Here is a 22,701-nt window from a genome sequence, read left to right as displayed (position 1 = left end):
TTCTCCAAGACATTCTGCTGAAGGTTTAGCAAAGGGGATCGAGTCGATCGCCCTATTGATTCCAATCGAGTTCGCGGCTGGGCGATTGGGTTCTGGCAAAGTCAGATGGCTCGTCGCGATCGCTTTCTAGCTGTACGACAACTTGTACGGGGCCGTAGTGATCTCGAATGGTGGCTTCGATCTGTTCGATAATCCACTGGCTCAGTCCAGCAAACTCAGGATGCAGTACGAGACGCATCTCGATCAACACCTGCCGACCCACGATCCCCCGCGAATGAATCTGGTAACAGTGGGTCACACCTTGAATTTCGCGCACCAGTTGAGAAATGGCTTCGGGCGCGATCGCCGTCTGTCGGATCATCAAAGGCAGTTGCCAATTAAGGACACGCCAACAACTCAGGACGGCAGTAATAATCAGGGCGATCGCCAACAGGGGATCAAGCCAACGGTATCCTTTGAGAATGCCAAGCAGTCCGCCGAGCAGGATTAGGGTCAGCCATGCATCTTGCAAAATCTGGTTGGCATTGACTCGCAGGGCTGTACTTTCGAGGGACTTAGCCAAATATTTCTCAAAGACGGCTAATCCTAAACTCGCTGCAAAAGCGATCGCCAGCAGCCCAATCAACGGGACGGTCATCTGGACAGGCAGCACTGCGGTCAAATTGGGAGCCGCATCTAATTGTTGAAGCGATAATCCCAAAATGCTAAAGCAGGCAAAGCCCAAAAAACTGACTAACAAAAGCGTCAGGGTGGTTTCGAGGCGGCCATGTCCCCACACTTCTCGTCCTGAGATGCGATAAGGCGAAGAAACTGCGATCAGGCTGAGAACCGTGCTAAAGCTGTCAATCACGGTATGAAGCGACTCGGCTAACAGACTGAGCGATCGCGTAGCCCAACCTGCCCAGACTTTGACCGCCAAAACGAGCAGTGTCAGCCAGAGCGTCACAAACAAAACTTGACGACTCACCCCACGGGGGTTTTTTACTTCAGCCATAACCCCAACCTATCACGGAATTTAGTTTCAGAGATAGTTATGTTTTTTGAAGAAAGAGAGACCTTAGACTAGAGACTTTGGGCTAGAGACGCGAAACCGATGATTAATACCCAATCAAGAAGAAAGAGAGACCTTAGACTAGAGACTTTGGGCTAGAGACGTGAAACCGATGATTAATACCCTATCAATTGGTTAGTGCTACAGATCCTTCGCCCCCTAAATCCCCCATTCTGGGGGACTTTGAGAATCCGAGACTTCTTTGGCTTGAAGTCCTCCACAAGTGGGAGATTTAGGTTGCTCTCCAAGACCTGTAGGACTCAAAGATCAATTTTGTATAACGTCTAATGTCCAATGTTTGATGTCCAATGTCTGATGTCTAATATCCAATATCCCTGACCAAATTTAATGAAAATGATGCAGTCCGATCTTCGCTTATTGGTTTTGGATATCGACGGTACGATCGCAGGTCACTCCAATCAAATTAATCCATCGGTTCTCAGCGCCATTCGAGCGGCTCAACAAAAGGGCGTTGAGGTGGCGATCGCCACAGGGCGAATGTATCGATCGGCGCTGCGCTTTCATCAAATGGTGGGTTCTCGGTTGCCGCTGATCGCCTATCAAGGAGCCTGGATTCAAGATCCTGCCACTGAGAAAGTACATCGCCATTGGTCAGTGCCCAGAGAACAGGTATCAGCCCTGCTGGACTACTTTGAACGGACAGAATTGAAGGCGCTGCTGTCGGTGCATTTCTATATTAATGACCAGCTATACGTTCGAGAAATCACGCCCGAAACGAAGGCCTATTCAGAACGATCGGGCATTCAACCCATTGCTGTCGGAGATCTGCGAACGACTTTGGAGACTGAGCCAACTAAAGTTTTGGCCCTCAGCGATGACACGGATCTGATCACACAACTTCTCGGATCATTGCAAAAGCAGTACACGCCTGCCGAACTCTATCTGACAAAATCAGTCGCCACCTTTTTTGAAGCGACCCATCCCTCTGCTAACAAAGGATCGGCGGTTTGCTACCTCGCCGAAGAGCTACTCGGACTCAAGCCAGAAAACGTGATGACGATCGGAGACAATTTTAACGATGTCGAAATGCTCGAATATGCTGGGGTCGGCGTTGCGATGGGGAATGCGCCAGAGGCTGTGCAGGCGATCGCTCAGTGGGTTGCTCCCAGTGTAGAAGCAGATGGAGCGGCGGCGGCGATCGAAGAATTTTTGCTCTGAGAGGATGTTTGAAAAGTATCAAATCGTCTGGAGATCCCCCCTAGCCCCTCTTAAAAAAGCAGGGTGGTTTCGTACACCAAAAGGAAAACCCAGAAGCCTGATTTTTCAGTCTCTGCGAACACTTTGTGGCGCGTAGCGTTCACAACTTTGAGCGAACCTCAACGAAGGAATTAAAAATCCTCACTACTTTTTTCTTGTATGAAACCACCCTGCTGATTTAGCAACGCCACGATTCTTAGTTTGCTCAACTCATTCAAGTGATCAGGTTAATCAAATTATCAACAAGTCGATCGCGATCCATTGGCACAATATCCCCACTATGCAACATCTCCTGGGTAATCAGCAGAAAAATCAATGTCCCCATAAACATGTGAGCAACGGCGGCAGGATCAGCTAGATTCAAGTCTGGACAATCTGTTAGATACTGAGTCAGGGCATTCAGGATCGGCTTATCCATGTGTTGTACAAAGGCTCTTCCGAGTTCTGGAAAGCGACCCGACTCGCCCAACACCAATCGGATAAACGTAATTTTTTCAGAATTGTTGGTGCAGCTATCTAAAATACTGTCGGCCAACTGACGCAGCACGACTTGAGGCGGCTCGTGAGACTTGAGCAAATCGTGAGGGCAGCTTGCCCATTGCGTCTTTTGCACCCATTGCGCGGTCAAAGCATTAAACAATCCTTCTTTGTCTTGAAAGTGGCTGTAGAGCGTTGGCTTAGACACACCTGCGGCGATCGCCACCCGATCCATTGTGGTGCCCACATAGCCTTGTTTTAGAAAGACACGCATTGCCCCTTCTAAGATGGCAGCCGTTTTTTCGGGCGATCGCTGACGGGCAGAATTAGCAGACTGAGACGGTTCCATCGATCAGATCAAAAATTGGACTTGACACAATTTTACTAAATGGTTTAGTTTAATAGCAAATCCTACTTAACTAAACCGTTTAGTTAAACTCTACCCCACGAGGCAAGCACCATGCAGAGTCCCACGATCGACGGAAAGCGGCTCCCGTCCTGGAAGCTTTTGGGAATCGCCGCTGTGATTTTATTAGGCGGAACGGGCGCTTTTACGCTTTGGCGCGCTCATTCCTCTGCCCAGACCGCTCAACCCGTCGAAAAGGCTGCTCCCCAACAGCAAACCGTCACCGCTTTGGGCTACCTCGAACCTCAAGGCAGAGTGATTAGACTTTCTGCGCCCAACTCTTCTGGTGGCTCTAGTCGCGTTGAACAACTTCTAGTCAAACAGGGAGATAGCGTTAAAGCGGGACAAGCGATCGCCGTGTTGGATAATCGCGATCGCCTCCAAGCCGCCCTTCAAGAAGCCCAGCAACAGGTAAACGTTGTCCAGTCAAATCTAGCCGTAGTCAAAGCTGGCGCTAAACAAGGTGAAGTGACTGCTCAACAAGCCGAGATTGTTCGGTTAGAAGCCCAGCGACAGGGAGATCTTGAAGCCCAGAGTGCGACGGTCGATCGACTTCAAGCAGAATTGCAAAACGCCCAAACAGAAACCCAGCGCTATGAGGTTCTCTATCAGCAGGGTGCTACATCCGCTTCTCTGCGAGATAGCAAAGCTTTGACGCTAAAGACTGCACAGCGCAACCTACAAGAAGCCCAGGCCGTGTTAAATCGAATTCAAACCACACGATCACCCGAACTCACCGCCGCCAAAGCCACCCTCGATCGCATTGCCGAAGTGCGCCCCGTTGATGTCGAAGCAGCACAGTCACAGGTCGATCGGGCGATCGCTGCCGTCCAACAAGCCAAGGCCCAACTCGATTTGGCAACCGTTCGCGCTCCTCAAAATGGCGTTGTTCTGGATATTCACACTCGTCCCGGTGAGCTAGTTTCGAGTGATGGCATCGTGGAACTGGGGCGCACCCGTCAAATGACTGCCCTTCTTGAAGTTTATGAGACAGACATTCGCAAGATCAGACTGGGGCAACTAACCAAACTGTTTGCCGATAGTCTCACAGCGCCACTTTTGGGCAGCGTCATCGAAATTGGTGCCAAAGTGAAGCGTCAGAATGTGGTGAACTCAGATACTTCTGCCAACATTGATGCGCGTGTGGTCGAAGTCCGGGTGCAACTAGATAGAGACTCTGCCCAGAAAGTCGTCGGATTAACGAACTTGCAGGTGACAGGAGAGATTCAACAATGACGTTGACCCAACCAAAACCGCATCAACAGGAGACCCCTCAACCTCGCCTGTCTAAACTTAGATTTTGGCAAGACCGCACACCCCTGGGCTGGCTGCAACTAAAGAAGAATAAAGGACGGCTGATGGTCGCGATCGCCGGGATTGGATTCGCTGATCTGTTGATGTTTGCTCAGTTAGGAATTCAGGCGGCCTTGTTTGACAGCAACACATTGCTCAACCGTGGAATCGAGGCTGACATTGTGATTCGCAGTGCCCAATATCGCAATTTGAACTTAGCCAATACATTGCCGCGTCGTCGTTTATTTCAGATTAAGGATTTGCCGGGGGTGGAGTCCGCAGAGGCACTTTACGTCGCGAATGGGGTGTGGAAAAATCCGCAAACTCGTCGCAAAACTCAGCTTACGTTAGTCGGTCAAAATCTGGAGCGTCCCGCCTTTACCTTTGATGAAGTCAATCGAAATCTAGATAAGCTCAAGCAACCCGATACGTTTTTGTTCGATCGCAACACTCGTGGAGACTACGCCGAAGTCGTTGCTCAAGTCAAAAAAGGGCAGACAGTCAAAACAGAACTCGATCGTCGCACCATTCAAATTGCTGGTTTGTTCTCTTTGGGAGCCTCTTTTGCGACAGATGGCACGCTGATCACCAGTCAAGAAAACTTCTTGCGCTTCTTTCCTCAACAGGGCGCAGGACAGATCACTTTAGGGTTGATCAAAGTGCAGCCGGGTCACGATCCCAACCAGGTGCTATCTCAGATCAAAGCGATTTTGCCTGCTGATACGATCGCATCTACCAAACAAGAATTTGTCACGTTTGAGCAAGCCTACTGGGAAAAGAACACCCCGATCGGCATTGTCTTTACGTTTGGAACCGTTATGGCATTTGTCGTGGGAACTGTGATTGTGTTTCAGATCCTTTCGACCGATGTCAATGAACACATGGGAGAATATGCCACCTTTAAGGCGATGGGCTACCGCGATCGCTATCTACTTCTCATTGTGTTTGAGGAAGCGATCTTACTTGCAATGTTGGGATTTATTCCAGGATTAGGCTTGGCGTTGGGACAGTATGCGTTAATTCAAAGCGCGGCGGCGCTACCGATTTCGATGACATTTTCACGGCTTGCCTTTGTTTTCTTTCTGACGATGGTGATGTGTAGTGTATCTGGGATGATTGCAACCCGCAAAATTCAGTCCGCTGACCCAGCCGATATTTTCTAGGAGGAGCCATGAACCTAATTCTGAATGGAGTGCAGCCTGCGATCGCCGTTGAAAATCTAGATCACTTCTTCGGCAAAGGTGACCTTCGTAAGCAAGCCCTATTTGAGGTTAATTTAGCGATCGCTGCGGGTGAAATTGTAATCCTCACAGGGCCATCAGGCTCCGGTAAAACGACGCTGCTCTCATTGATGGGTGGCTTACGATCGCCCCAGTCTGGTAGCCTGCGAATTCTCAACACCGAGCTAGTGGGTGCCGCCAAAAACATTGCAGTCAAGGCGCGGCGATCGTGTGGCTATATCTTTCAAGCGCACAATCTGCATGGGAGTCTTACAGCCCAAGAGAATGTGATGATGGGGCTAGAAATGCATGGGGCTTTCCCGCGTCATGAGAGGCGCGATCGAGCAATCAGAATGTTAGAGCTAGTTGGTTTAGAAGCGCGAACTCAGTATTATCCTGACAATCTTTCGGGTGGGCAAAAACAACGAGTCGCGATCGCGCGTGCCCTGGTCAGTCATCCACAGATTGTATTAGCTGACGAACCAACTGCCGCCTTGGACAAACAATCGGGTCGCGATGTCGTCAACATCATGCAAAAGCTGGCCAAGGAACAAGGTTGCACAATTCTAATGGTGACGCACGACAATCGGATTTTGGACATTGCCGATCGTATTGTCTACATGGAAGACGGCAAACTAATCGCAACGCCCGAAATGTCAGCACAGCCAGCGTAACTTCAATATTCAGTAGATCGTAAATGAATATTTTTAGTCGGTTACAAGCCGTGATATTTCCCTAGCCCCCTTAAAAAGGGCGGAAACCCGATTCAAAGTCACCCGTTTGATGTAAAGTCCAGTGATTTAATGGTAGGTACAAGGCAACAGTTGTGATTTAGGCAAAACGATGCGCGCTTCTCAGATCTGTGGGCTTCTGATCTCGGTGCTGTTGAGTGGTGTTTTCAACCCTAGACCTCTGTTGTCTATGACGGCGGTGCAGTATCGCGATCGCGGGCTTCAGCTTCGAGAACAAGGGCAACTTGCGACGGCGATCGCATCTCTCCAAAAAGCGGTTGAACTGGAGCCAGCCAATGTTTCAGGTCGCGTTAGTTTGGGATGGACGCTGCATTTAGCAAAGCGAGATTCAGAAGCCGCCGCGATGTTGGAACAAACGATCGCCTTCAATCCCTTTGATGTTCAGACCTTCAATGCGTTGGGAATTGTCTATCTGGTGAGCGATCGATTGCCTGATGCGGTCATGACTCACACCTGGGCATCGTTCCTGGCACCTCAAAATGAAATTGCTCCCTACAATCTGAGCTTGGCGTTTTGGCGATTAAAGGCTTATGACTGGGCGATCGCGTCTGCAAAACGAGCAGCCGAATTGGAACCCAACAATCCTCATCCCTGGGTGGCTCTAGCGATCGCTCACTGGAGCAATGGAGAACGCAAACTTGCACAACAAGCCTATCAGCAAGCGATCGCTCAAGACGGACGATATGGCGATCGTGACTTTCTCAAGTATCTAGACGAAGCGGGGTTTAGCGCAAGTCAAATTGCCGTATCCAGAGAAGTCTTAGCAGCTTTGTAGCGGATTTCAGTTCTCACTTGATGGAATGCAGAGTTGTATACACTGCAAGGTTTTTCTAGAAATGGCTGCGCGCTTGGCTATTCTTAAAATCGTACAATAAGAAGAGCAACTCAGTTCTGCTCTATGCCTGCCAAAGACCTTTATCACAACACGGTGAAAACTGCCTTGATCAAAGATGGCTGGACGATTACCGACGACCCTTTGACTCTAGCGATTGGTGAGCGGGATCTCTATATTGACCTGGGTGCAGAGAAATTGCTGATTGCCGATCGTGGTAGTCAAAAGATTGCTGTAGAAGTGAAAAGCTTTATTAGTGCATCGCCCGTCAGGGATTTAGAAAATGCCCTTGGGCAATACATTCTTTACGAAGACATCATTGCTGAAGAATATCCAGAGCGTATTCTTTACCTCGCAGTTCGAGAGGAAGTGTATCTTACTTTTTTTCTGAACCAATTGTGCAAATTCCGATGAGAAAACGTCATATTAAAGTTTTGATTTTTGATGAAATTCGGGAGGTTATTACCCAATGGATAAGCTAAACAGCTATCGCAACATCCTGCACAAATTATTGTCAGAACACACACTGATTATGAGCAAGCCCGATCGCATCACCAGTACCGTTATCGTTAGTGAAGACCAGAACCATTTTATGGTGGTCAATGAAGGCTGGGAAGGTAAAAAACGGATTCATAGCTTGATTTTCCATGCTGAAATTCGCAATGGCAAACTCTGGATGCATCACGATGGTATCGATCGCGGCATCACTGAAGATCTTGTTGCCGCAGGCATTCCCCAAGACCAGATTGTGCTGGCTTTTCACTCCCCTGAGATTCGATCACATACTGGATATGCCGTGGTGTAGCCACTTTTTGGAGAATCATCCCTCCGTAGTTGTCACAAGTGCGATCGCTCAAGACGGACGATATGGCGATCGCGACTTTCTCAAATATCTAGACGAAGCGGGGTTTAGCGCCAGTCAAATTGCAGCATCAAGAGAAGTCTTAGCAACGTTGTAGTTATCTTACGAGTCATATCCTAAAGTTAGCAAAACCACTTCTTCCAAGGAAACAATGACTTCTAAACTCAGTTGTCCAAGCCTGCGAATCATACGAGTTTTGTCCAGCACCCGCATTTGAAAACACAGGGCAACAGAATCTTGGCTGAGTCCGCCATCACCTTGTTTGATCAGTAAGCATATGGGCAGGGCGGCGCGACGTTGGTTGGTCGTGAGGGGAATGGCAATAGTCGTGCTTGAGAATTGAGAAACAAGGTCATTTTGAAAGATGATGACGGGGCGAATGCCTGCTTGCTCAGAACCTTGAGTCGGATTGAGATCGGCCAGCCAGATTTCACCTCGTTTAAGCAGGTTGCTCATATTTAGTCTTCCTGACTGAGCATTGCTGCATAGTCATTCATGCCTGCTTCGGCAAGAGCGCGGTCTTCGTCAGAAAACTCTGTAAATAGGGCAGCCAGTTGTTTTGGGTCGAGGATGGCCTGACGGTGACGCTGATCGCGAAACTTCAGAAAAGCAATGAAATCAGCCACTTGTTGAAGTTGCTCAGGAGTCAGTTGATCTAAATCTTGTTTGAGGGCTTCAGTAGTAATAGTCATAGCCATAGGAAAAATAACCGATAAAAGATTTCTCTATTGTATGAACTCAGTCGCGATTTCAACTCACTCAAAAGCTCTTGACTGCGCTCCTGCTCAATCATGCAGGCAACAGAACGGCTCAAATCAGCGGCGGCAAGTAACCTCAAACTCAGCACCAGTGACTTTCGACCGTCCGCTGCATTTGAATTGTTGTGCCGCGCTGTTGACATTTATCTACTCTTCTAACTCCCTGTCTTTCCAATTCCACCACTTCAACAGTTCTGGGTCAGGTTCACTTGCAGAAGCATAATAAACTGCACATCGAAATACATAGAGCATACAACGATCAACGTGCTTCCGTTGATAAATACATAGTTGATTGTAAAGTTCTTCTGGTTTTTGCCCTTTTAGGTCTTGGATTGATCGAATCCCAACATCTACAAAATACTGAGCGATCGTCTTGCCAACTCCCGGAATTTTTTCTAATTCACAAATTGTATTTGGTTTCATAGCAACTACACCGGGGTACAAATCTCAATCAAAACACCATCTAAATCCCGCACATAAGCAACTGTTTGCCCCCAAGGTTTAACCTTCGGTTCTACAACAGCAATAGCACCAGCCTCTATAGCATATGCATACGCTGCTGGTACGTCATCTGCTACAAAACCAACTTCAATGCCAGCAGGTGGATTGGATCGATCGTTTTCTAAAAAGCCTTGCGGAAGATTTGACTTAGCAAGTTCATTAGCGGCAAAAGAGAGCGTCGTTCCACCTGTCTCCATCTCAGCATACTGTTTACTTTCATGAACAAAACGCTGCTTTAAGCCAAATGCCTTTTCATAAAAAGCGATGGTTTGAGGGACATCTTTAACATAGAGAATTGTGTAAGAGAACTTAACCATTTTTGTCTCTCCTCCAAGGTGACTGAAGCAAGTATAGTACACTTGTACAGAATGTTCAAGCCTTAATGGGGCGATCGTTCTATTGACAACTTTGAAAGGACTTAACCTTAAAACCAACAAATTACGTTTGAACAACTTTCCTAACCGATAACTTAAGCGGCACAACAACTTTTTGAGCAAACGATCGCTCCCATGTTCCACAAGCTCAAACAGTTGCCTCACCCCTATACCACCAGCCCATCTTTAACGTGAATGGTGCGACTTGTCTGGGCGGCGACATCGGGTTCGTGGGTGACAATGACGATCGTAATTCCTTGATTGTTCAAATCAGTGAGCAGAGACATGACTTCTTCAGACGTTTGAGTGTCGAGCGCTCCAGTCGGTTCATCTGCCAATACGAGCGCGGGACGGTTGACCAAAGCACGGGCGATCGCGACTCGTTGCTGTTGTCCTCCAGATAGTTGACTGGGACGATTGGAGAGCCGTTCTGCCAAACCGACACGAGACAGCGCTTCTTGTGCTTTACGCCGCCGCTCAGATTTGGGAATGCCTGCATACACCATTGGCAACATGACATTCTCTAAAGCCGTCGCACGCGGCAGCAAATTGAACTGTTGAAACACAAAGCCAATGCGCTGATTGCGAATGTAAGCCAACTCATCATTTTCTAGCGTCGTCAAGTTTCGGCCTTCGAGAATATAGTGGCCGTCTGTGGCGCGATCGAGACAACCAATAATATTCATCAATGTCGATTTACCTGATCCTGACATGCCCATAATCGCCACATATTCACCTTCTTGAATGTCAAGATCAATGCCCTTTAACACAGGAACATCGACTTCACCCAGTCGGTAAGTTTTGGTGATGTTCTCCATCCAAATCATTGTTGCCATCAGTTTAATTACTCTGAGAATAAGATAATGTTATTTCCCGATCCTAATCACTTCTCAGGGCGGCGATCGGGTCAAGTCGGGCCGCATTTCGAGCTGGAATTACGCCTGCAATCAGTCCAACGGTGAGTGCGAGAACAATACCTGCGACGATCGACCCCACCGAAATCACAAACGGAAAGCTAAATAGCGATGAGGCGGCGAATGCTAAACCAATTCCGATCGCCACGCCTGCCGCTCCACCCAGTAAAGAAACGAGAATGGCTTCGGTAAGAAACTGATTGAGAACAGCGCTGTTGGTGGCTCCGATCGCTTTGCGAATGCCAATTTCACGAGTTCGTTCGACGACTGAAACGAGCATGATGTTAGCAATTCCGATGCCGCCGACGACGAGAGAAATTCCGGCGATCGCACTGACCATCACGGTAAACAAGCCCACAATGTTGCTAAAAGTGTTGATGATGTCTACTTGGTTGCTGATGCGAAAGTCGTCTGGTTTGGGGGGATAGATGTTGTGGCGAATTCTCAGTAAGTTTGTCACTTGAAACTGCGCCGCTTCTAGCTGTGCCTGATCCTTGGCTTTGAGCCAAAACCCACTGATCGCTTGACCATTTACCGACGTATTGCCCACCAGTTGAGACGACATATTGGTTAAGGGAACGTACACCCGATCGTCTTGATCTTGTCCGCCCACTGATCCCTTTGCCTCCATCACGCCAACGACTGTGTAGCGACCATTTTGCACCCGCACCGTTTCTCCGATCGCAGGGGCACCCGGTGGAAACAAATCACTCCGCACTTTGCTGCCCAAAACGACGACCGAACTTGCATTGTCCAAATCTTGTTGTGTGAAAAACTGCCCTTCTTGAGGATAGATTTCTTTGACGTTGGGATAATTTAACTCCACGCCCAAAATTGAAGTCGATTCGTTTTGATCGCCGTATACGACCTGGCCGCCTCGCTGCAAATAAGCCGTCACCGACTCTGCCGCGGGAACTTGTCGGGCGATCGCTTGTGAGTCTTCCCAGGTCAACGTACTTGCAGTGCCCGACCCTTGACTAATGCCGCCCGTTCTCGCAACGCCTGCCAACACCAGCATCACATTCGTTCCCAAAGCTTGAATCTGCTGTTCGGTTGCTTTCTGCACGCCCTGCCCAACTGACGTTACTGTAATCACCGAAGCGATACCAATCACGACACCCAGCATGGTCAAACTGGTTCGTAGTCGGTTACTCCACAGCGCTTCCACTGCCATTGTCAAAACTTCCATTAAGGAAATCTTGGTCGGTCGAATCGGTGCAATTTTTTCAATCATCTTGTCCATTAGCTGCCTCCTCGTCTGCTGCCGCCCGACCCACCCGGAGAACCGCCGCCCATTCCAGGAATCACGGAAGGCGTTCGCGAGGCTGGCCGTTCGCCTTGAGGAAAGCTGAGTAGCACTTTGTCACCTGCTTTTAGCCCCGAAACGACGACGGTTTTATCTTCAAATGAGGCACCTGTCGTGATGGGTTGAAACTTCGATCGCCGTTCGTCTCCGCCCGCCAGCAAAACCCCCGTTCCCTGTTCTTGTCGCACGATCGCCACCGTGGGAATTACCAGCGCATTGTCCAAAGTGCCGACCTTGAAATTTACGCTGACATTCATCCCCGCTTGCAGTTGATTTTTGGGATCATCCAGCGACATTTTGACTTCAAAAAAGGTGACATTTTGTTCGACCGTCGATTGCGTCGCGACCTGCCTGACTTTTCCTGAAAATGACTGACCGGGGAAGGCATCGGCGGCGATCGTGACATCCATTCCCACTTTGATTTTAGAAATGCTGCTTTCGGGCACTTTAGCCACAATCTGATTGGTCGAAGCCAGAGACAAAATCGAAGAAGAAGTCGCCGACGAAACCGAACTACCCGAAGTCGTCGGAGTCACAAACGCACCCGGATCGGCAAATTTGCGCGTGATCACCCCATTGAAAGGAGCGCGAATAACGGTATCGTTTAGCTGTGACTGCACCGTTTGCAACGCGCCTTTCGCATTCATCACTTGAGCGCGGGCCGTGGCGATATCTTCCTCGCGGGAGCCAGATTTTTGTAAACTGAGCGCCTGTTTAGCCTGTTCGACTTGGGCGCGGGCGGTGGCAATATCTTCGGGACGAGACCCTACCTGCTGCAAGTTTAATCCTTGTTTGGCTTGTTCGACCTGTGCTCTGGCAGTGTTGTAGGCAGTGCGAGAGGTGTCAAATTCGCGTTGGGAAAGGGCACCTGCTGCATAAAGCTGCTGATTTTGGTTAAAGGTGAGGCTGGCTTGCTGCAAACTGGCTTGCGCCGAGGTCAATTCTGCTTGCGCCTGAGCGACTTCTTGAGGACGATTGCCCGCCAGAAGTTTGTCCAAGTTTGCCTGAGCCGATGCTAATTGAGCCTGAGCTTGCGCGACTTCTTGAGGACGATTGCCTGCTAGAAGTTTGTCCAAGTTTGCCTGAGCCGATGCTAATTGAGCCTGAGCCTGAGTCTGCTGTCCTTGAAGATTGGAGGAATCCATGTAAGCAAGCACCTGACCCGCAGTGACGCGATCGCCCTCCTTAACGAGCAGTTGTTTGAGTACGCCGGAGTTTTTGGGACTCATATTCACCGATCGTTCTGGCTGTACCGTTCCATTTGCAGAAATGGTCACAGGCACCGTAAGCCGTTCTGCTGTGGCGGTTTGCACGTTGCGTCTGGCTTGCTGCTTGTTTGCCTGAGTGATTTGCCCATAGGCGACGTAGCTGACTCCTGACAGTAGCCCCACCGCTAGAAGCCCCAGCACCCACTTTGGCACCTTAAACTTGAACTTCATGCCATTCACCCGATTTAACTCCCTATAGGGTATTGGATTTTGAACTCGTCTGAGGATCTGTCTGCTTGATCCGTTTACGTAGATCTTAGTTAGACGGGGAGGAGCGATCGCAGGTTCAATCTGTCAGCAATCAACAGGGAGAAACCTGAATGCATCACACATTCTCCTTGGTGCAGATGTCAAAGTGAAAATGATTCGCTAAACTCAAGTTTCTCAAAAGTTGAAACACTCTTTGAATATAAAGTAGATGGCTAAGAAAAAATCAAAAGACAAGGATCAGAAGTTATCAAAAGCGACTTCAGAGAGAGGCGTTCTTGGCCCAAATATGCGGCAAGTGGGAACCGCGATTGCAGGTGCGGTGATTGGGACGGTAGTCGAAGCGGCGATCGAGCGAATTGCACACAAAAGCGCTTCAAAGCATGACAAAAGTCACACCAACGTAAATTCCACTGTCCCCGTTGATCAGAGCCATTCACACGCTCACAATCACGCTATTGAGAATGCACCAGTGATAGCAACCGACAGCCTTGAGAATACTGCCACGATTGCTAAAGATGGTATTCAGTCTTTGGTACAGGACGTTGCGCCTGCAATCCCCTCTGCAATCCCCTCTGCAATCCCCATTGTGGTAGATGCGCTCAAAGAAGTGGTTCAAAACTCAACTCAACAATCTGCAACGACTGAGGAAAATCCGATCATGAAACTTGAAGATGTGAACCTTACAGGAGTGGTTGATACTGTTAAGGAGGCAGTAGACACCATCAATCCTCTCAAGTCTGACAAAAAAGACAAGAAAGATAAGAAGGATAAGAAAGGCAAGAAGGACAAAAAAGCCAAGAAGAAGGGCAAGAAGAATAAGAAATCTTGATGGGCTGAGATTTTGAATACGATCGCTGCTTTGAAGACCGTTTGAGAAGATATCCCTTTAATGTCACTCTAGGCGAAGCAAAATTACTGAAAAGCAGCGTAACCTTTTCTCAGTGAGCGTTTTAGCATTCACAGTTTGTTTCTGTTCCCTTAAGGGAGTAGAAGCGCGAATGCTGAACAGATTGCTAGAGTGACTTTTCAGCGTTTAGAGTTCAATCTAATTTGCCTAAAGTGATTCGAGAGGGATGTTGTTTACAGTTCTCTATCTACAAAAGATTTGAGAAGGCGTTGCTGATTGGAGGGATGAATCTGTGGGAAGTGTCCATCTTTTCGCCCCCTAAATCCCCCAAAAATGGGGGACTTTGAACCTTGGGGTTCCCGCCGCTTTGGGGCAATTCATCCCCTGATTTAGCAGCGCTGATTTGAGAAAAAGATCGAAGAGGCTGCCTCATCCCTCTTTACAGCCAGTCGGGAATGTCGATCGCAGGTAGAGCCGGACTCCACAAATCGCCCTGGATCACATGGCAGCCTTCTTGAAACAAGCTTTCTAGCTGCTCGATCGTCTCCACACCTTCGGCCACGAGTTCGATTTGTAGGGTTTCGGACAGGTCAATCAGGCTCTTGACGATGGCACGCGCTTCAGGAACACCGATTTGTTGGACAAAGGTTTGATCGATTTTGATCTGATCAGGAGCCATTTGCTGAATCAGCGTGAGCGAAGCATAGTCGCTGCCAAAATCATCTAGCGCAATTTTGATGCCCATCTTTTGCAGGCTGCGGATCGTGGCGATCGTCTCCTTAAGATTTTGCACAGGAGTCGTGTTGGTAATCTCTAGCACCAGACACTCTGGCTTTACACCCGTTTCTAACAACACTCGCGTAATCGTCCGCTCAAAATTGACGCTTTCCATCTGCTGAAGCGACACATTCACCGCCAGTTTTAGCGAATCAGGACGCAACGCTTGCCACTGCACAAAATCGCTACAGGACTGCATCAACACCCAGTCCCCTAACGCCCCCATCAAATTAGTCGCCTCAGCAAACGGGATAAACTGCGCGGGAAGCAGTCGCCCCTGTTGAGGATGCTGCCAGCGTACCAGCGCTTCGAGACCCACCATGCGATTGGTGACTACATTGATCTGAGGCTGATATTCAAGCTCAAATTCGGCATTGGTCAGGGCCTGTTGAAACGCCTCCACCTCATCAGGCTGTCTGATCGGTAGGGGCGCGATCGCCGTTTCTGACAGAGACATCTCAGCCACCATCTCAGCGGGGTGCGACGAAGGAATCTTTTCTCTAACAGGCGCTTGGATTCGCAACAGCGATCGTTTGACCTGCACCAAAATCGTATCGAGCAGATCCTGAAAGGCGCACGATTTGGTCAGGTATGCATCGACTCCCAGCGCCATACTCTGATTAAGCGTGGTCACACTGTAATCAGGGGCTAAAAAGATAACTGGAATCGCCTCCGTGTCTGGGTTTTGCCGCAAAATCTCCAGCACGTTGTAGCCGTTCATGTCGAGCATCCACAGACTACACAGCACCACACTGGGACGCAGGGCGATCGCTTGAGCAATTCCTACGTAGGCTCCAGCAGCCCAGGTTGACTGAAAGCCATTGATCTTTAGTCGGTCAATCAGGTCTGAAGCAAACAGATCATCGTCGTCGATCAGGAGGAGCATAGGAAATTTCGCAAAAAAATAAGTGGGCAGATGGGCGAGTGCAGCAATTTTAAGCGATCGCAAATCGACAGGGCGCTTTGACTGTCAGCACTTGAGCAAAATAGTGGCGGTAGAGCGCACAACTAGGAACAGCCTGCTGACCTTTGAGGGTGATCAGACCTTTGTCTTCTAGCTTGAGGGCAACGATCGCATCCAGCGTCACCGGAGTCTCAGACAGCACCACCCGCCGCATCGCTTCGAGCAAATCTGTATGAGGTTGGAGGCTTGCCAATTGGCGACGCACATGGCTGGCAAAAATCCCGTCGTGGGCGACTCCTTGTGGGTAGCTCGACCCAACTGCCTGAGCCAGAGAAGGCAACTGAAGCGCTTGCGCCTGGATCGAATGAAGCGACCACTGCACCAGTTGAGGATGACCCCCCACAAAAGCCATTAACGCTCGTGCTGCGTCGGGGGGGCTTTCGTGACCGTAGCGCTGAGCTAAATCTTGAACTTGCTCTTGAGTAAAGCGGGGAAGCTGAAAGGTCAGACTAGCTTCGAGGGGGGCTTGCAGATCGTGAAGTTGGAGGTAGCTCTCTGCCGAGCAGACGATCGTTCGGAGCTTTTTCCAAAGGCGACTGCGCTCATCGCCGTAGTTGGCCAGTTCATACCAGGCACGCAGCAGACAAAAGAACTGAGTCGCCATGTCGGGGTGACGCTGGAGCACGTCGAGATCGTCGATCGCCAAAATCAATGGATTGTCCACTTCGCTGAGAAGGTAATTTTCAAAGTAGTGGGTGCAGTTATAGCTGGCGCTCATCTGCGGATTCCAGACTTTTTCGACGCGCTGGGGTAGACCTAAGCGATCGGTGACCACCGCACAGAGCCATTGATAAAATCGCTGCGAAGAAAAGACCGTTGCATCCACCAGTCGCAAGCTTAAAATGGCTGTCGTCAATCCTTGAAGTCTTGCCTGATCTAACACTTTGACGACCAGAGAAGTTTTGCCAAACTGCTGAGGCGCTTTGATCTGCAAAAAGGCTCCTGGATAGGTGAGCGCTTCAGAAATTTGCTCTTCTAGGGGGGATCGATAAACATAAAAGTCAGAATTGAGAGGAACCTGCCCCATCAAAGGAATCGTGGGATGATTGGCTGGGCCAGACAGAGAATGGGTGTAGTCTGTAGGGTCGAGCGTCAGCCCAAAGGCTTGAAGATACTGTTCTAGTGTGTAGCGATCGACCGCAATTTTACGCCCTCTTACTCTGGTCAAGGTATTTTGGCTCAGACCTGTCAGTTCGCTGAGTTCTTGAAGCGTGTAGGGATTATACTGCCGCTCTTTGAGGGTCTGCCGCTCTGCTTCTTGCAGTCGCTCCCAACCTCGGTGACTAAGAATCAATCCTCTTCTGCGCTTTAAACTCATGACGGTTCTCTTATAAATGTGGTGAATAAATAAGTGAATAGAGCACGTTAGGACTTAGCTCAGTTTCTAGCTGCTCTGCGACAAGTGGGGCGGTTTCACGGCACTTTAGAGGCAGTTTGTCGCACGGAATTGCGGCAGATTTTGAACTAAATTCACCTGCTTAGAGTATGGGCAAAAGATAAGGAACTTATAAGAATCAACAATAAAAAATCTGCAATTTATTCCTCTCAAAAACGCAAATGACTAATCGTTCAAAAGCTTGATTTAGAACTGATGCACTCGGTTGAGCGTCCCCTTTTGCGGCACCCTGAAGGAACCAGTTTTTTCTTTCTAAATTTCCCTTTAAAGGTCACGAATAATAAGCGCTAAACGAACCGGAGGGATACGTTAAAATCTATACACAAAATATCTCAACCGACAATGAGACAACGTTGCCAAGCGGCTTCTAATTAAGTAGCTAATTGAATGGCTAAAACAATAAATTAGGCGGCGATTAAAATACTATCAACATCAATTCAATGAATCCCTCCACTTGACGGCAACTCCGGGAACGACTCTCCAACTTTCCACCCGTGAGGGACTTTAAGCCAAACTGCTGATTTCTGAACTTCGCCAGACTTCTAAACTTTGCCAGACTTCTAAACTTTGCCAGAATGTGACACAAAAAAGCGGATAAGTCGATCGACCCATCCGCTGCAATCAAGTAATGGCAAAAACTACATCATGCCCATGCCGCCCATACCTCCCATGCCGCCCATACCACCCATACCGCCCATGCCGCCCATGCCGCCCATGTCAGGTGCACCCGCCGCAGGTTTTTTCTCAGGCTTCTCGACGACGAGCGCTTCAGTGGTCAAGACCATGCTGGCGATCGAGGCCGCGTCTTGTAGAGCAGACCGCACCACCTTGGCGGGGTCAATGATCCCAGAAGCAATCAAGTCTTCGTAGGTATTCGTCAAAGCGTTGTAGCCAACGTTAAAGTCTAATCCGCGAACTTTTTCGACGACGACAGACCCTTCTACGCCAGCGTTGTCTGCAATTTGTTTGAGCGGTGCTTCGAGCGATCGCTTGACGATATCGGCTCCGATCTTTTCGTCACCCGTTAGCGTTTCCTTAAGTTCTTCGATCTTTTGTTCGAGGTGAATCAGAGTTGTACCACCACCGGGAACAATTCCTTCTTGCACCGCTGCTTTGGTAGCATTCAGGGCATCCTCAATGCGTAGTTTACGGTTTTTGAGTTCTGTTTCGGTTGCGGCACCGACTTTGATCACGGCAACGCCTCCAGAGAGTTTCGCGATCCGTTCTTGCAGTTTCTCGGTATCGTAATCAGAATCAGTTGCGGCTAATTCTTTACGCAGTTGCTCAATGCGTTTTTTAACGTCTTCCGTGTTGGTTGCGTCAGTGACGATCGTTGTGCTGTCTTTCGTAATCGTTACTTTGCGAGCAGTGCCCAACATATCGAGCGATACGGAATCCAAACTGAGACCAATATCTTCAGAAATCAGTTGACCATTGGTGAGAACGGCGATGTCTTGCAGCATTGACTTACGTCTTTCGCCAAACCCAGGCGCTTTGATCGCAGTTACATTCAATACGCCACGCAAACGGTTGACCACTAGCGTTGCCAGCGCTTCTCCTTCGACATCTTCGGCGATAATCAGGAGCGGTTGACCCGATCGAGCCACCTTTTCTAAAACCGGGATCAGATCTTGAATGGAGCTAATCTTTTTATCACAGAGTAGGATGACAGCGTTTTCGAGTTCGGCAATCAGCCGCTCAACGTCGGTGACAAAGTAGGGGGAGAGATAGCCGCGATCGATTTGCATCCCTTCGACTAATTCCATCTCGGTGGCGAGTGACTTGGATTCCTCGACTGAGATCACGCCATCACGACCCACTTTTTCCATTGCTTCGGCAATCATCGCGCCCACTTCTTCATCGTTGCCTGAAGAGACGGTTGCGACTTGAGCGATTTCGTTGTTTTCGACGGGCTTGGCGACGGCTTCGATTTCAACCACAATTTTGGCAATGGCTTTTTCGATACCGCGGCGCAGACTCACCGGATTTGCCCCCGCTGCCACGTTTTTCAGACCTTCTCGAATCATCGCTTGAGCGAGCACGGTTGCGGTCGTGGTGCCATCTCCAGCCAAATCCTTGGTTTTGGAAGCCACTTCGCGAATCAGAGAAGCGCCTGCATTTTCGAGCGGGTCTTCGAGTTCGATTTCTTTGGCGATCGTTACGCCGTCATTCACAATCTGAGGCGTGCCAAATTTCTTTTCTAGCAGGACATTGCGCCCTTTGGGCCCAAGGGTTACCCTTACGGCATCTGCCAGAGCGTTGACCCCTTGTTCGAGCGACTGTCTAGATTCTTCACCAAAGACAATAATTTTTGCCATATTCTTCTCCCAGTTCTCCACCTAGCAATTTAGCACTCTAAGCGATCGACTGCTAAACGAGATCTGGATCGGAAAACCGAATAGGGCAATTTGTCGCCCAACAAGCATAGAGAATCTATCTCTGGTGAAGCGTACGTCTCCTACAAAAAACTGTGACTCAAGTCGTAAGGGGGGTCATTGCTACAAATTAGTCTTCTCAATTGTCAGGGTAATCGTTGATCAAGAGCGGCGATCGAGATCTTAGAATTCGTATTCCCACTCGCGATCGCGTTCTATAACTTTCCAATTCTCTAAGGCAAACAATCCATATAGGTTTCTACGTCCCAATTGCTGGTTGTGGCTAAGAATCTTTCCCATTCATCACGCTTATACCAGTGGTAGAGAGAATACATTTCTCCTGGCATTGAGGATTTGATCACGTCGTCATCCGCTAAACGATCGAGCGCTTCACCCAAAGACATGGGTAATTTTTTCACTTGCTTTCCGGCTTCCATTGCTTCGTACAAATTTCGCTGCTCAGGCTCACCGGGGTCGAGGTTGCGCTTGATCCCGTCGTCAAAGGCTTTGAGGATTGCCCCCGCCATGAGATAAGGATTGACCATCGAATCGACCGCCCGATATTCAAACCGACCGGGAGCCGACACCCGCAGACCACAAGTACGATTTTGATAGCCCCAATCTGAATAGACGGGTGCCCACAATCCAGTGTCCCACAGCCGACGGTAGGAACTTACCGGAATGGAGGGTTCGGGAACCCTCCATTCCGGTAATAAATGTATTGAATGCCCAGATCTTTGATCTTAGCTTTGACCTGTTTGACTCGTTCTGCGCGATCGTCGTCTGCGACATACTGTTCGAGGTCAGTTAGGGCGGCTCTTGTGAGAATTCCAGTCACGGTCGAACCCCCAGAGATACGTTTTGTTTGTTGTTTAACGTGAATTCGATAAATTTCACTACGGTTGTTAATCCAGGCAGCCCCCTAAATCCCCCACGAGTGAGGGACTTTGACTAGAGATTTCGCTTTAAAGTCCCCCAGATTGGGGGGTTGGGGGGCAGAAGTACCAAACAACGAAGTGAAAATTCATCAAGCTGGCGTTGTTTAAAGCTTGTTGTGTCTAGTAAATCCAACTCGTCATAACAGGTTTGTATCTGAGAATACGGTTAGCCTAATTTAACGATTTGTTGAATTTGAAAATGGAAACGGTTTCCAGGGAATCCATTCGGCCCATATGTTTGCCATTGTGCCATCTGCGATCGTCGCGTTCAAGCTTTCATTAATCGCTGTGAGTAATTCAGCATTGCCTTTCGTAACTCCGATCCCAAACGGAACCTGTGTCGGAATGGTGAACGCAAGCCGCAAATTGGGATCTTCGTCGGCGGCCACGACTAACACTAATTCATCGTCGATCAGGGCATCGATTTGGCGCGATCGCACTGCCTCCAACATCTCTGGTAACACTTTGTCGCTACCGGGATAAGGAATCGTCTGAACGCCCGGAAAGGTCGCTGCTAAAGCAATATTAGTGCTGTCTGCCAGTCCGCCGACTTTTAGACCAGCTAGATCGGATTGAGACTGAATGGAACTGTTCGATCGCACCAAAACCGCTTCGTCAAACAATCCGTAAGGCTGGGTGAAATTGACCCATTGTTGACGTTCTGACATGATGGCTTGATTGAACCAAACTACGTCATATTTTCCAGTTTGCAGGCTGGTATAAAAATCTTTCATTGCTCGATTGTGCCAGACAGGTTTTAAGCCCAATCGTGTGCAGATCAGCCGTGCTAACTCTGGCTCGTAGCCTGCTCGAACGCCACCATTAACATAGCTCATCGGACGCGCATCAAAATCGCTGGCAACAATGTGTAGATAACCAGACATAACCGTTGGCAACATCTTATGTTCCATCCTGACGAATAGAGTGTTGAATTCAGACGCAAATCTCAGGAAACGCTGTCGTTAACGTGAATTCGATGAAGTTTTTTGCTTCGTTGTTCAACGCTTCTGCCCCCCAAGCTGCCCATTCTGGGGAACTTTTAGATCAGTTTTTTGGTTCAAAGTCCCTCACTCGTGGGAGATTTAGGGGGCTGCCCAGATTAATCACCGTAGCGAAAGATTTCATCGAATTCACGCTGTCGTTAACGGTTCTTAAATACTAAAAACTTGATCAACTCGTAGCTCAAAATACACTTTTTCAAGCCAGCAAACTTACTATAACAAGTTAATACTTACCTCAAATCATTTAACTTAGCAGGTTTAACTTAGCAAGGGTGAATCATGACTTATCAGCCGATTCAACTGACTGACGTTCAGATTCAACAGTTTCAAGAAGATGGGTTTTTGATTGTCGAAAATTTCTTGCCGATCGACTTCTCAAATCGCCTGGTCGATCGCATGGAGCCTTTGTTTCACGGCCAGTTTGAGACGGGGATTTATCCAGATGAATGGCACTGGCGACCGGGGTTGAGCCTGCCCGATGTGACGCGAGAAATCTGTAACGGTTGGAAATGTGACCTGACGATCGCCAGCCTCGTTCTCTCTGCCAAAATCGGTCGCTTGACGGCCACACTGGCAGGCTGAGAAGGCGCCCGCATCGGACAAGACAGCCTGTGGATGAAGCCGCCTGGAGCCAAAGAAATAGCCATGCATCAGGACGGAGCCTACATGGACAAAAAACGGAGGACTATCGACCTTCCTAGCCGACTATTGCGAAGATGGATTGTTGTCGCGTTCCTATTCAGTGGTTTAGTCGATTGTTTAACCCAAATTCAACAAAATCTTTTGCTACGGTTGCAAATTTGGGAGAGCAAGCTAAATCCCCCACGAGTGAGGGACTTTGAACCAAAAAACTGATCTAAAAGTCCCCTAGAATGGGGGGCTGGGGCGATCGCTACCTGACCCCAGAAAAAAAGCAAAACGACTTGCCGATCGCCTGCGTGAATTGGGCGAAGACCCCGAT

At 48.9% G+C, this 22,701-nt stretch carries 26 protein-coding genes; 10 read left to right on the top strand and 16 right to left on the bottom strand.

The features are described from left to right. Window positions 1-52 precede the first annotated feature (52 nt). Window positions 53-994: a cation diffusion facilitator family transporter gene (locus ACKFKH_RS15580; protein WP_446859230.1), complete on the bottom strand. Its 942-nt coding sequence runs from the start codon at window positions 992-994 to the stop codon at window positions 53-55. A gap of 414 nt (window positions 995-1,408) precedes the next feature. Here ACKFKH_RS15580 and ACKFKH_RS15575 point away from each other — a divergent pair, with 414 nt between their 5' ends. Continuing rightward, window positions 1,409-2,230, top strand: a complete 822-nt coding sequence (locus ACKFKH_RS15575) for a Cof-type HAD-IIB family hydrolase (protein WP_446859229.1) — start codon at window positions 1,409-1,411, stop codon at window positions 2,228-2,230. A gap of 253 nt (window positions 2,231-2,483) precedes the next feature. Here the strand turns inward: ACKFKH_RS15575 and ACKFKH_RS15570 are convergent, their stop codons facing one another. Then, window positions 2,484-3,095, bottom strand: coding sequence for a TetR/AcrR family transcriptional regulator (locus tag ACKFKH_RS15570; protein ID WP_446859228.1), 612 nt, complete (start codon window positions 3,093-3,095; stop codon window positions 2,484-2,486). 111 nt (window positions 3,096-3,206) lie between these two features. Here ACKFKH_RS15570 and ACKFKH_RS15565 point away from each other — a divergent pair, with 111 nt between their 5' ends. The 7 genes from ACKFKH_RS15565 to ACKFKH_RS15535 all read left to right on the top strand — a co-directional run bounded on the left by ACKFKH_RS15565 (window position 3,207) and on the right by ACKFKH_RS15535 (window position 8,208). Further along, entirely contained in the window at window positions 3,207-4,388 is a 1,182-nt protein-coding gene (locus tag ACKFKH_RS15565; protein ID WP_446859227.1) for an HlyD family efflux transporter periplasmic adaptor subunit, read from the top strand. Then, window positions 4,385-5,608 carry an ABC transporter permease DevC gene (gene devC / locus ACKFKH_RS15560; RefSeq protein ID WP_446859226.1) on the top strand — a complete coding sequence of 408 codons (1,224 nt, stop codon included), beginning with the start codon at window positions 4,385-4,387 and terminating at the stop codon, window positions 5,606-5,608. The genes ACKFKH_RS15565 and devC overlap by 4 nt, the downstream gene beginning before the upstream one ends. Before the next feature lie 8 nt (window positions 5,609-5,616). Further along, complete coding sequence (locus ACKFKH_RS15555) at window positions 5,617-6,339, top strand: DevA family ABC transporter ATP-binding protein (RefSeq protein ID WP_446859225.1); 723 nt, start codon at window positions 5,617-5,619, stop codon at window positions 6,337-6,339. A 169-nt stretch (window positions 6,340-6,508) separates the two neighbouring features. Beyond that, window positions 6,509-7,192 (top strand): tetratricopeptide repeat protein, encoded by a 684-nt coding sequence (locus ACKFKH_RS15550; protein ID WP_446859224.1) that lies wholly within the window; start codon window positions 6,509-6,511, stop codon window positions 7,190-7,192. Between the two features lie 123 nt (window positions 7,193-7,315). Next, on the top strand, window positions 7,316-7,663 hold the full coding sequence (locus ACKFKH_RS15545) for a XisH family protein (protein ID WP_446859223.1): 348 nt from the start codon (window positions 7,316-7,318) through the stop codon (window positions 7,661-7,663). A 55-nt stretch (window positions 7,664-7,718) separates the two neighbouring features. Next, entirely contained in the window at window positions 7,719-8,054 is a 336-nt protein-coding gene (locus ACKFKH_RS15540; protein ID WP_446859222.1) for an element excision factor XisI family protein, read from the top strand. Continuing rightward, window positions 8,041-8,208, top strand: coding sequence for a hypothetical protein (locus tag ACKFKH_RS15535; RefSeq protein WP_446859221.1), 168 nt, complete (start codon window positions 8,041-8,043; stop codon window positions 8,206-8,208). The genes ACKFKH_RS15540 and ACKFKH_RS15535 overlap by 14 nt, the downstream gene beginning before the upstream one ends. A 5-nt stretch (window positions 8,209-8,213) precedes the next feature. Here the strand turns inward: ACKFKH_RS15535 and ACKFKH_RS15530 are convergent, their stop codons facing one another. From ACKFKH_RS15530 to ACKFKH_RS15495, 8 genes are all read right to left on the bottom strand, one after another. Then, window positions 8,214-8,567 carry a type II toxin-antitoxin system PemK/MazF family toxin gene (locus ACKFKH_RS15530; protein ID WP_446859220.1) on the bottom strand — a complete coding sequence of 118 codons (354 nt, stop codon included), beginning with the start codon at window positions 8,565-8,567 and terminating at the stop codon, window positions 8,214-8,216. Window positions 8,568-8,569: 2 nt separating this feature from the next. Further along, window positions 8,570-8,803 (bottom strand): hypothetical protein, encoded by a 234-nt coding sequence (locus ACKFKH_RS15525; protein WP_446859219.1) that lies wholly within the window; start codon window positions 8,801-8,803, stop codon window positions 8,570-8,572. Then, window positions 8,800-9,012: a hypothetical protein gene (locus tag ACKFKH_RS15520; protein ID WP_446859218.1), complete on the bottom strand. Its 213-nt coding sequence runs from the start codon at window positions 9,010-9,012 to the stop codon at window positions 8,800-8,802. The genes ACKFKH_RS15525 and ACKFKH_RS15520 overlap by 4 nt, the downstream gene beginning before the upstream one ends. Window positions 9,013-9,016: 4 nt before the next feature. Continuing rightward, on the bottom strand, window positions 9,017-9,292 hold the full coding sequence (locus ACKFKH_RS15515) for a helix-hairpin-helix domain-containing protein (protein WP_446859217.1): 276 nt from the start codon (window positions 9,290-9,292) through the stop codon (window positions 9,017-9,019). 5 nt (window positions 9,293-9,297) lie between these two features. Beyond that, a complete protein-coding gene (locus ACKFKH_RS15510; protein WP_446859216.1) occupies window positions 9,298-9,687 on the bottom strand; it encodes a VOC family protein in 390 nt (129 codons plus the stop codon). Window positions 9,688-9,911: 224 nt separating this feature from the next. Continuing rightward, on the bottom strand, window positions 9,912-10,580 hold the full coding sequence (locus tag ACKFKH_RS15505; RefSeq protein ID WP_446859215.1) for an ABC transporter ATP-binding protein: 669 nt from the start codon (window positions 10,578-10,580) through the stop codon (window positions 9,912-9,914). 43 nt (window positions 10,581-10,623) lie between these two features. Continuing rightward, window positions 10,624-11,901, bottom strand: coding sequence for an ABC transporter permease (locus ACKFKH_RS15500; protein ID WP_446859214.1), 1,278 nt, complete (start codon window positions 11,899-11,901; stop codon window positions 10,624-10,626). After that, complete coding sequence (locus tag ACKFKH_RS15495; RefSeq protein WP_446859213.1) at window positions 11,901-13,403, bottom strand: efflux RND transporter periplasmic adaptor subunit; 1,503 nt, start codon at window positions 13,401-13,403, stop codon at window positions 11,901-11,903. Before ACKFKH_RS15495 ends, ACKFKH_RS15500 begins: the two co-directional genes overlap by 1 nt. A gap of 247 nt (window positions 13,404-13,650) precedes the next feature. Between ACKFKH_RS15495 and ACKFKH_RS15490 the strand changes: the two genes are divergently transcribed. Further along, window positions 13,651-14,271, top strand: a complete 621-nt coding sequence (locus tag ACKFKH_RS15490) for a hypothetical protein (protein ID WP_446859212.1) — start codon at window positions 13,651-13,653, stop codon at window positions 14,269-14,271. A 457-nt stretch (window positions 14,272-14,728) separates the two neighbouring features. On the opposite strand, the gene ACKFKH_RS15485 is transcribed toward ACKFKH_RS15490, so the two are convergent. The 6 genes from ACKFKH_RS15485 to ACKFKH_RS15460 all read right to left on the bottom strand — a co-directional run bounded on the left by ACKFKH_RS15485 (window position 14,729) and on the right by ACKFKH_RS15460 (window position 21,638). Next, window positions 14,729-15,952, bottom strand: a complete 1,224-nt coding sequence (locus ACKFKH_RS15485) for an EAL domain-containing protein (RefSeq protein ID WP_446859211.1) — start codon at window positions 15,950-15,952, stop codon at window positions 14,729-14,731. Between the two features lie 49 nt (window positions 15,953-16,001). Continuing rightward, complete coding sequence (locus tag ACKFKH_RS15480) at window positions 16,002-17,348, bottom strand: AAA-like domain-containing protein (RefSeq protein WP_446859210.1); 1,347 nt, start codon at window positions 17,346-17,348, stop codon at window positions 16,002-16,004. 716 nt (window positions 17,349-18,064) lie between these two features. After that, window positions 18,065-19,744 (bottom strand): chaperonin GroEL, encoded by a 1,680-nt coding sequence (groL, locus tag ACKFKH_RS15475; RefSeq protein ID WP_446859209.1) that lies wholly within the window; start codon window positions 19,742-19,744, stop codon window positions 18,065-18,067. Window positions 19,745-20,034: 290 nt separating this feature from the next. Then, the gene (locus ACKFKH_RS15470; protein WP_446859208.1) at window positions 20,035-20,445 is read right to left on the bottom strand and encodes a hypothetical protein; all 411 of its coding nucleotides are present in this window, start codon (window positions 20,443-20,445) and stop codon (window positions 20,035-20,037) included. A gap of 29 nt (window positions 20,446-20,474) precedes the next feature. Further along, entirely contained in the window at window positions 20,475-20,639 is a 165-nt protein-coding gene (locus ACKFKH_RS15465; protein WP_446859207.1) for a hypothetical protein, read from the bottom strand. A gap of 276 nt (window positions 20,640-20,915) precedes the next feature. After that, on the bottom strand, window positions 20,916-21,638 hold the full coding sequence (locus tag ACKFKH_RS15460) for a substrate-binding periplasmic protein (protein WP_446859206.1): 723 nt from the start codon (window positions 21,636-21,638) through the stop codon (window positions 20,916-20,918). Between the two features lie 381 nt (window positions 21,639-22,019). Between ACKFKH_RS15460 and ACKFKH_RS15455 the strand changes: the two genes are divergently transcribed. After that, a complete protein-coding gene (locus tag ACKFKH_RS15455) occupies window positions 22,020-22,322 on the top strand; it encodes a hypothetical protein (protein ID WP_446859205.1) in 303 nt (100 codons plus the stop codon). Window positions 22,323-22,701 lie beyond the last annotated feature (379 nt).

It is taken from the genome of Phormidesmis sp. 146-20 (assembly GCF_052939475.1).
This window is presented reverse-complemented; position numbering and strand designations above follow the sequence as displayed.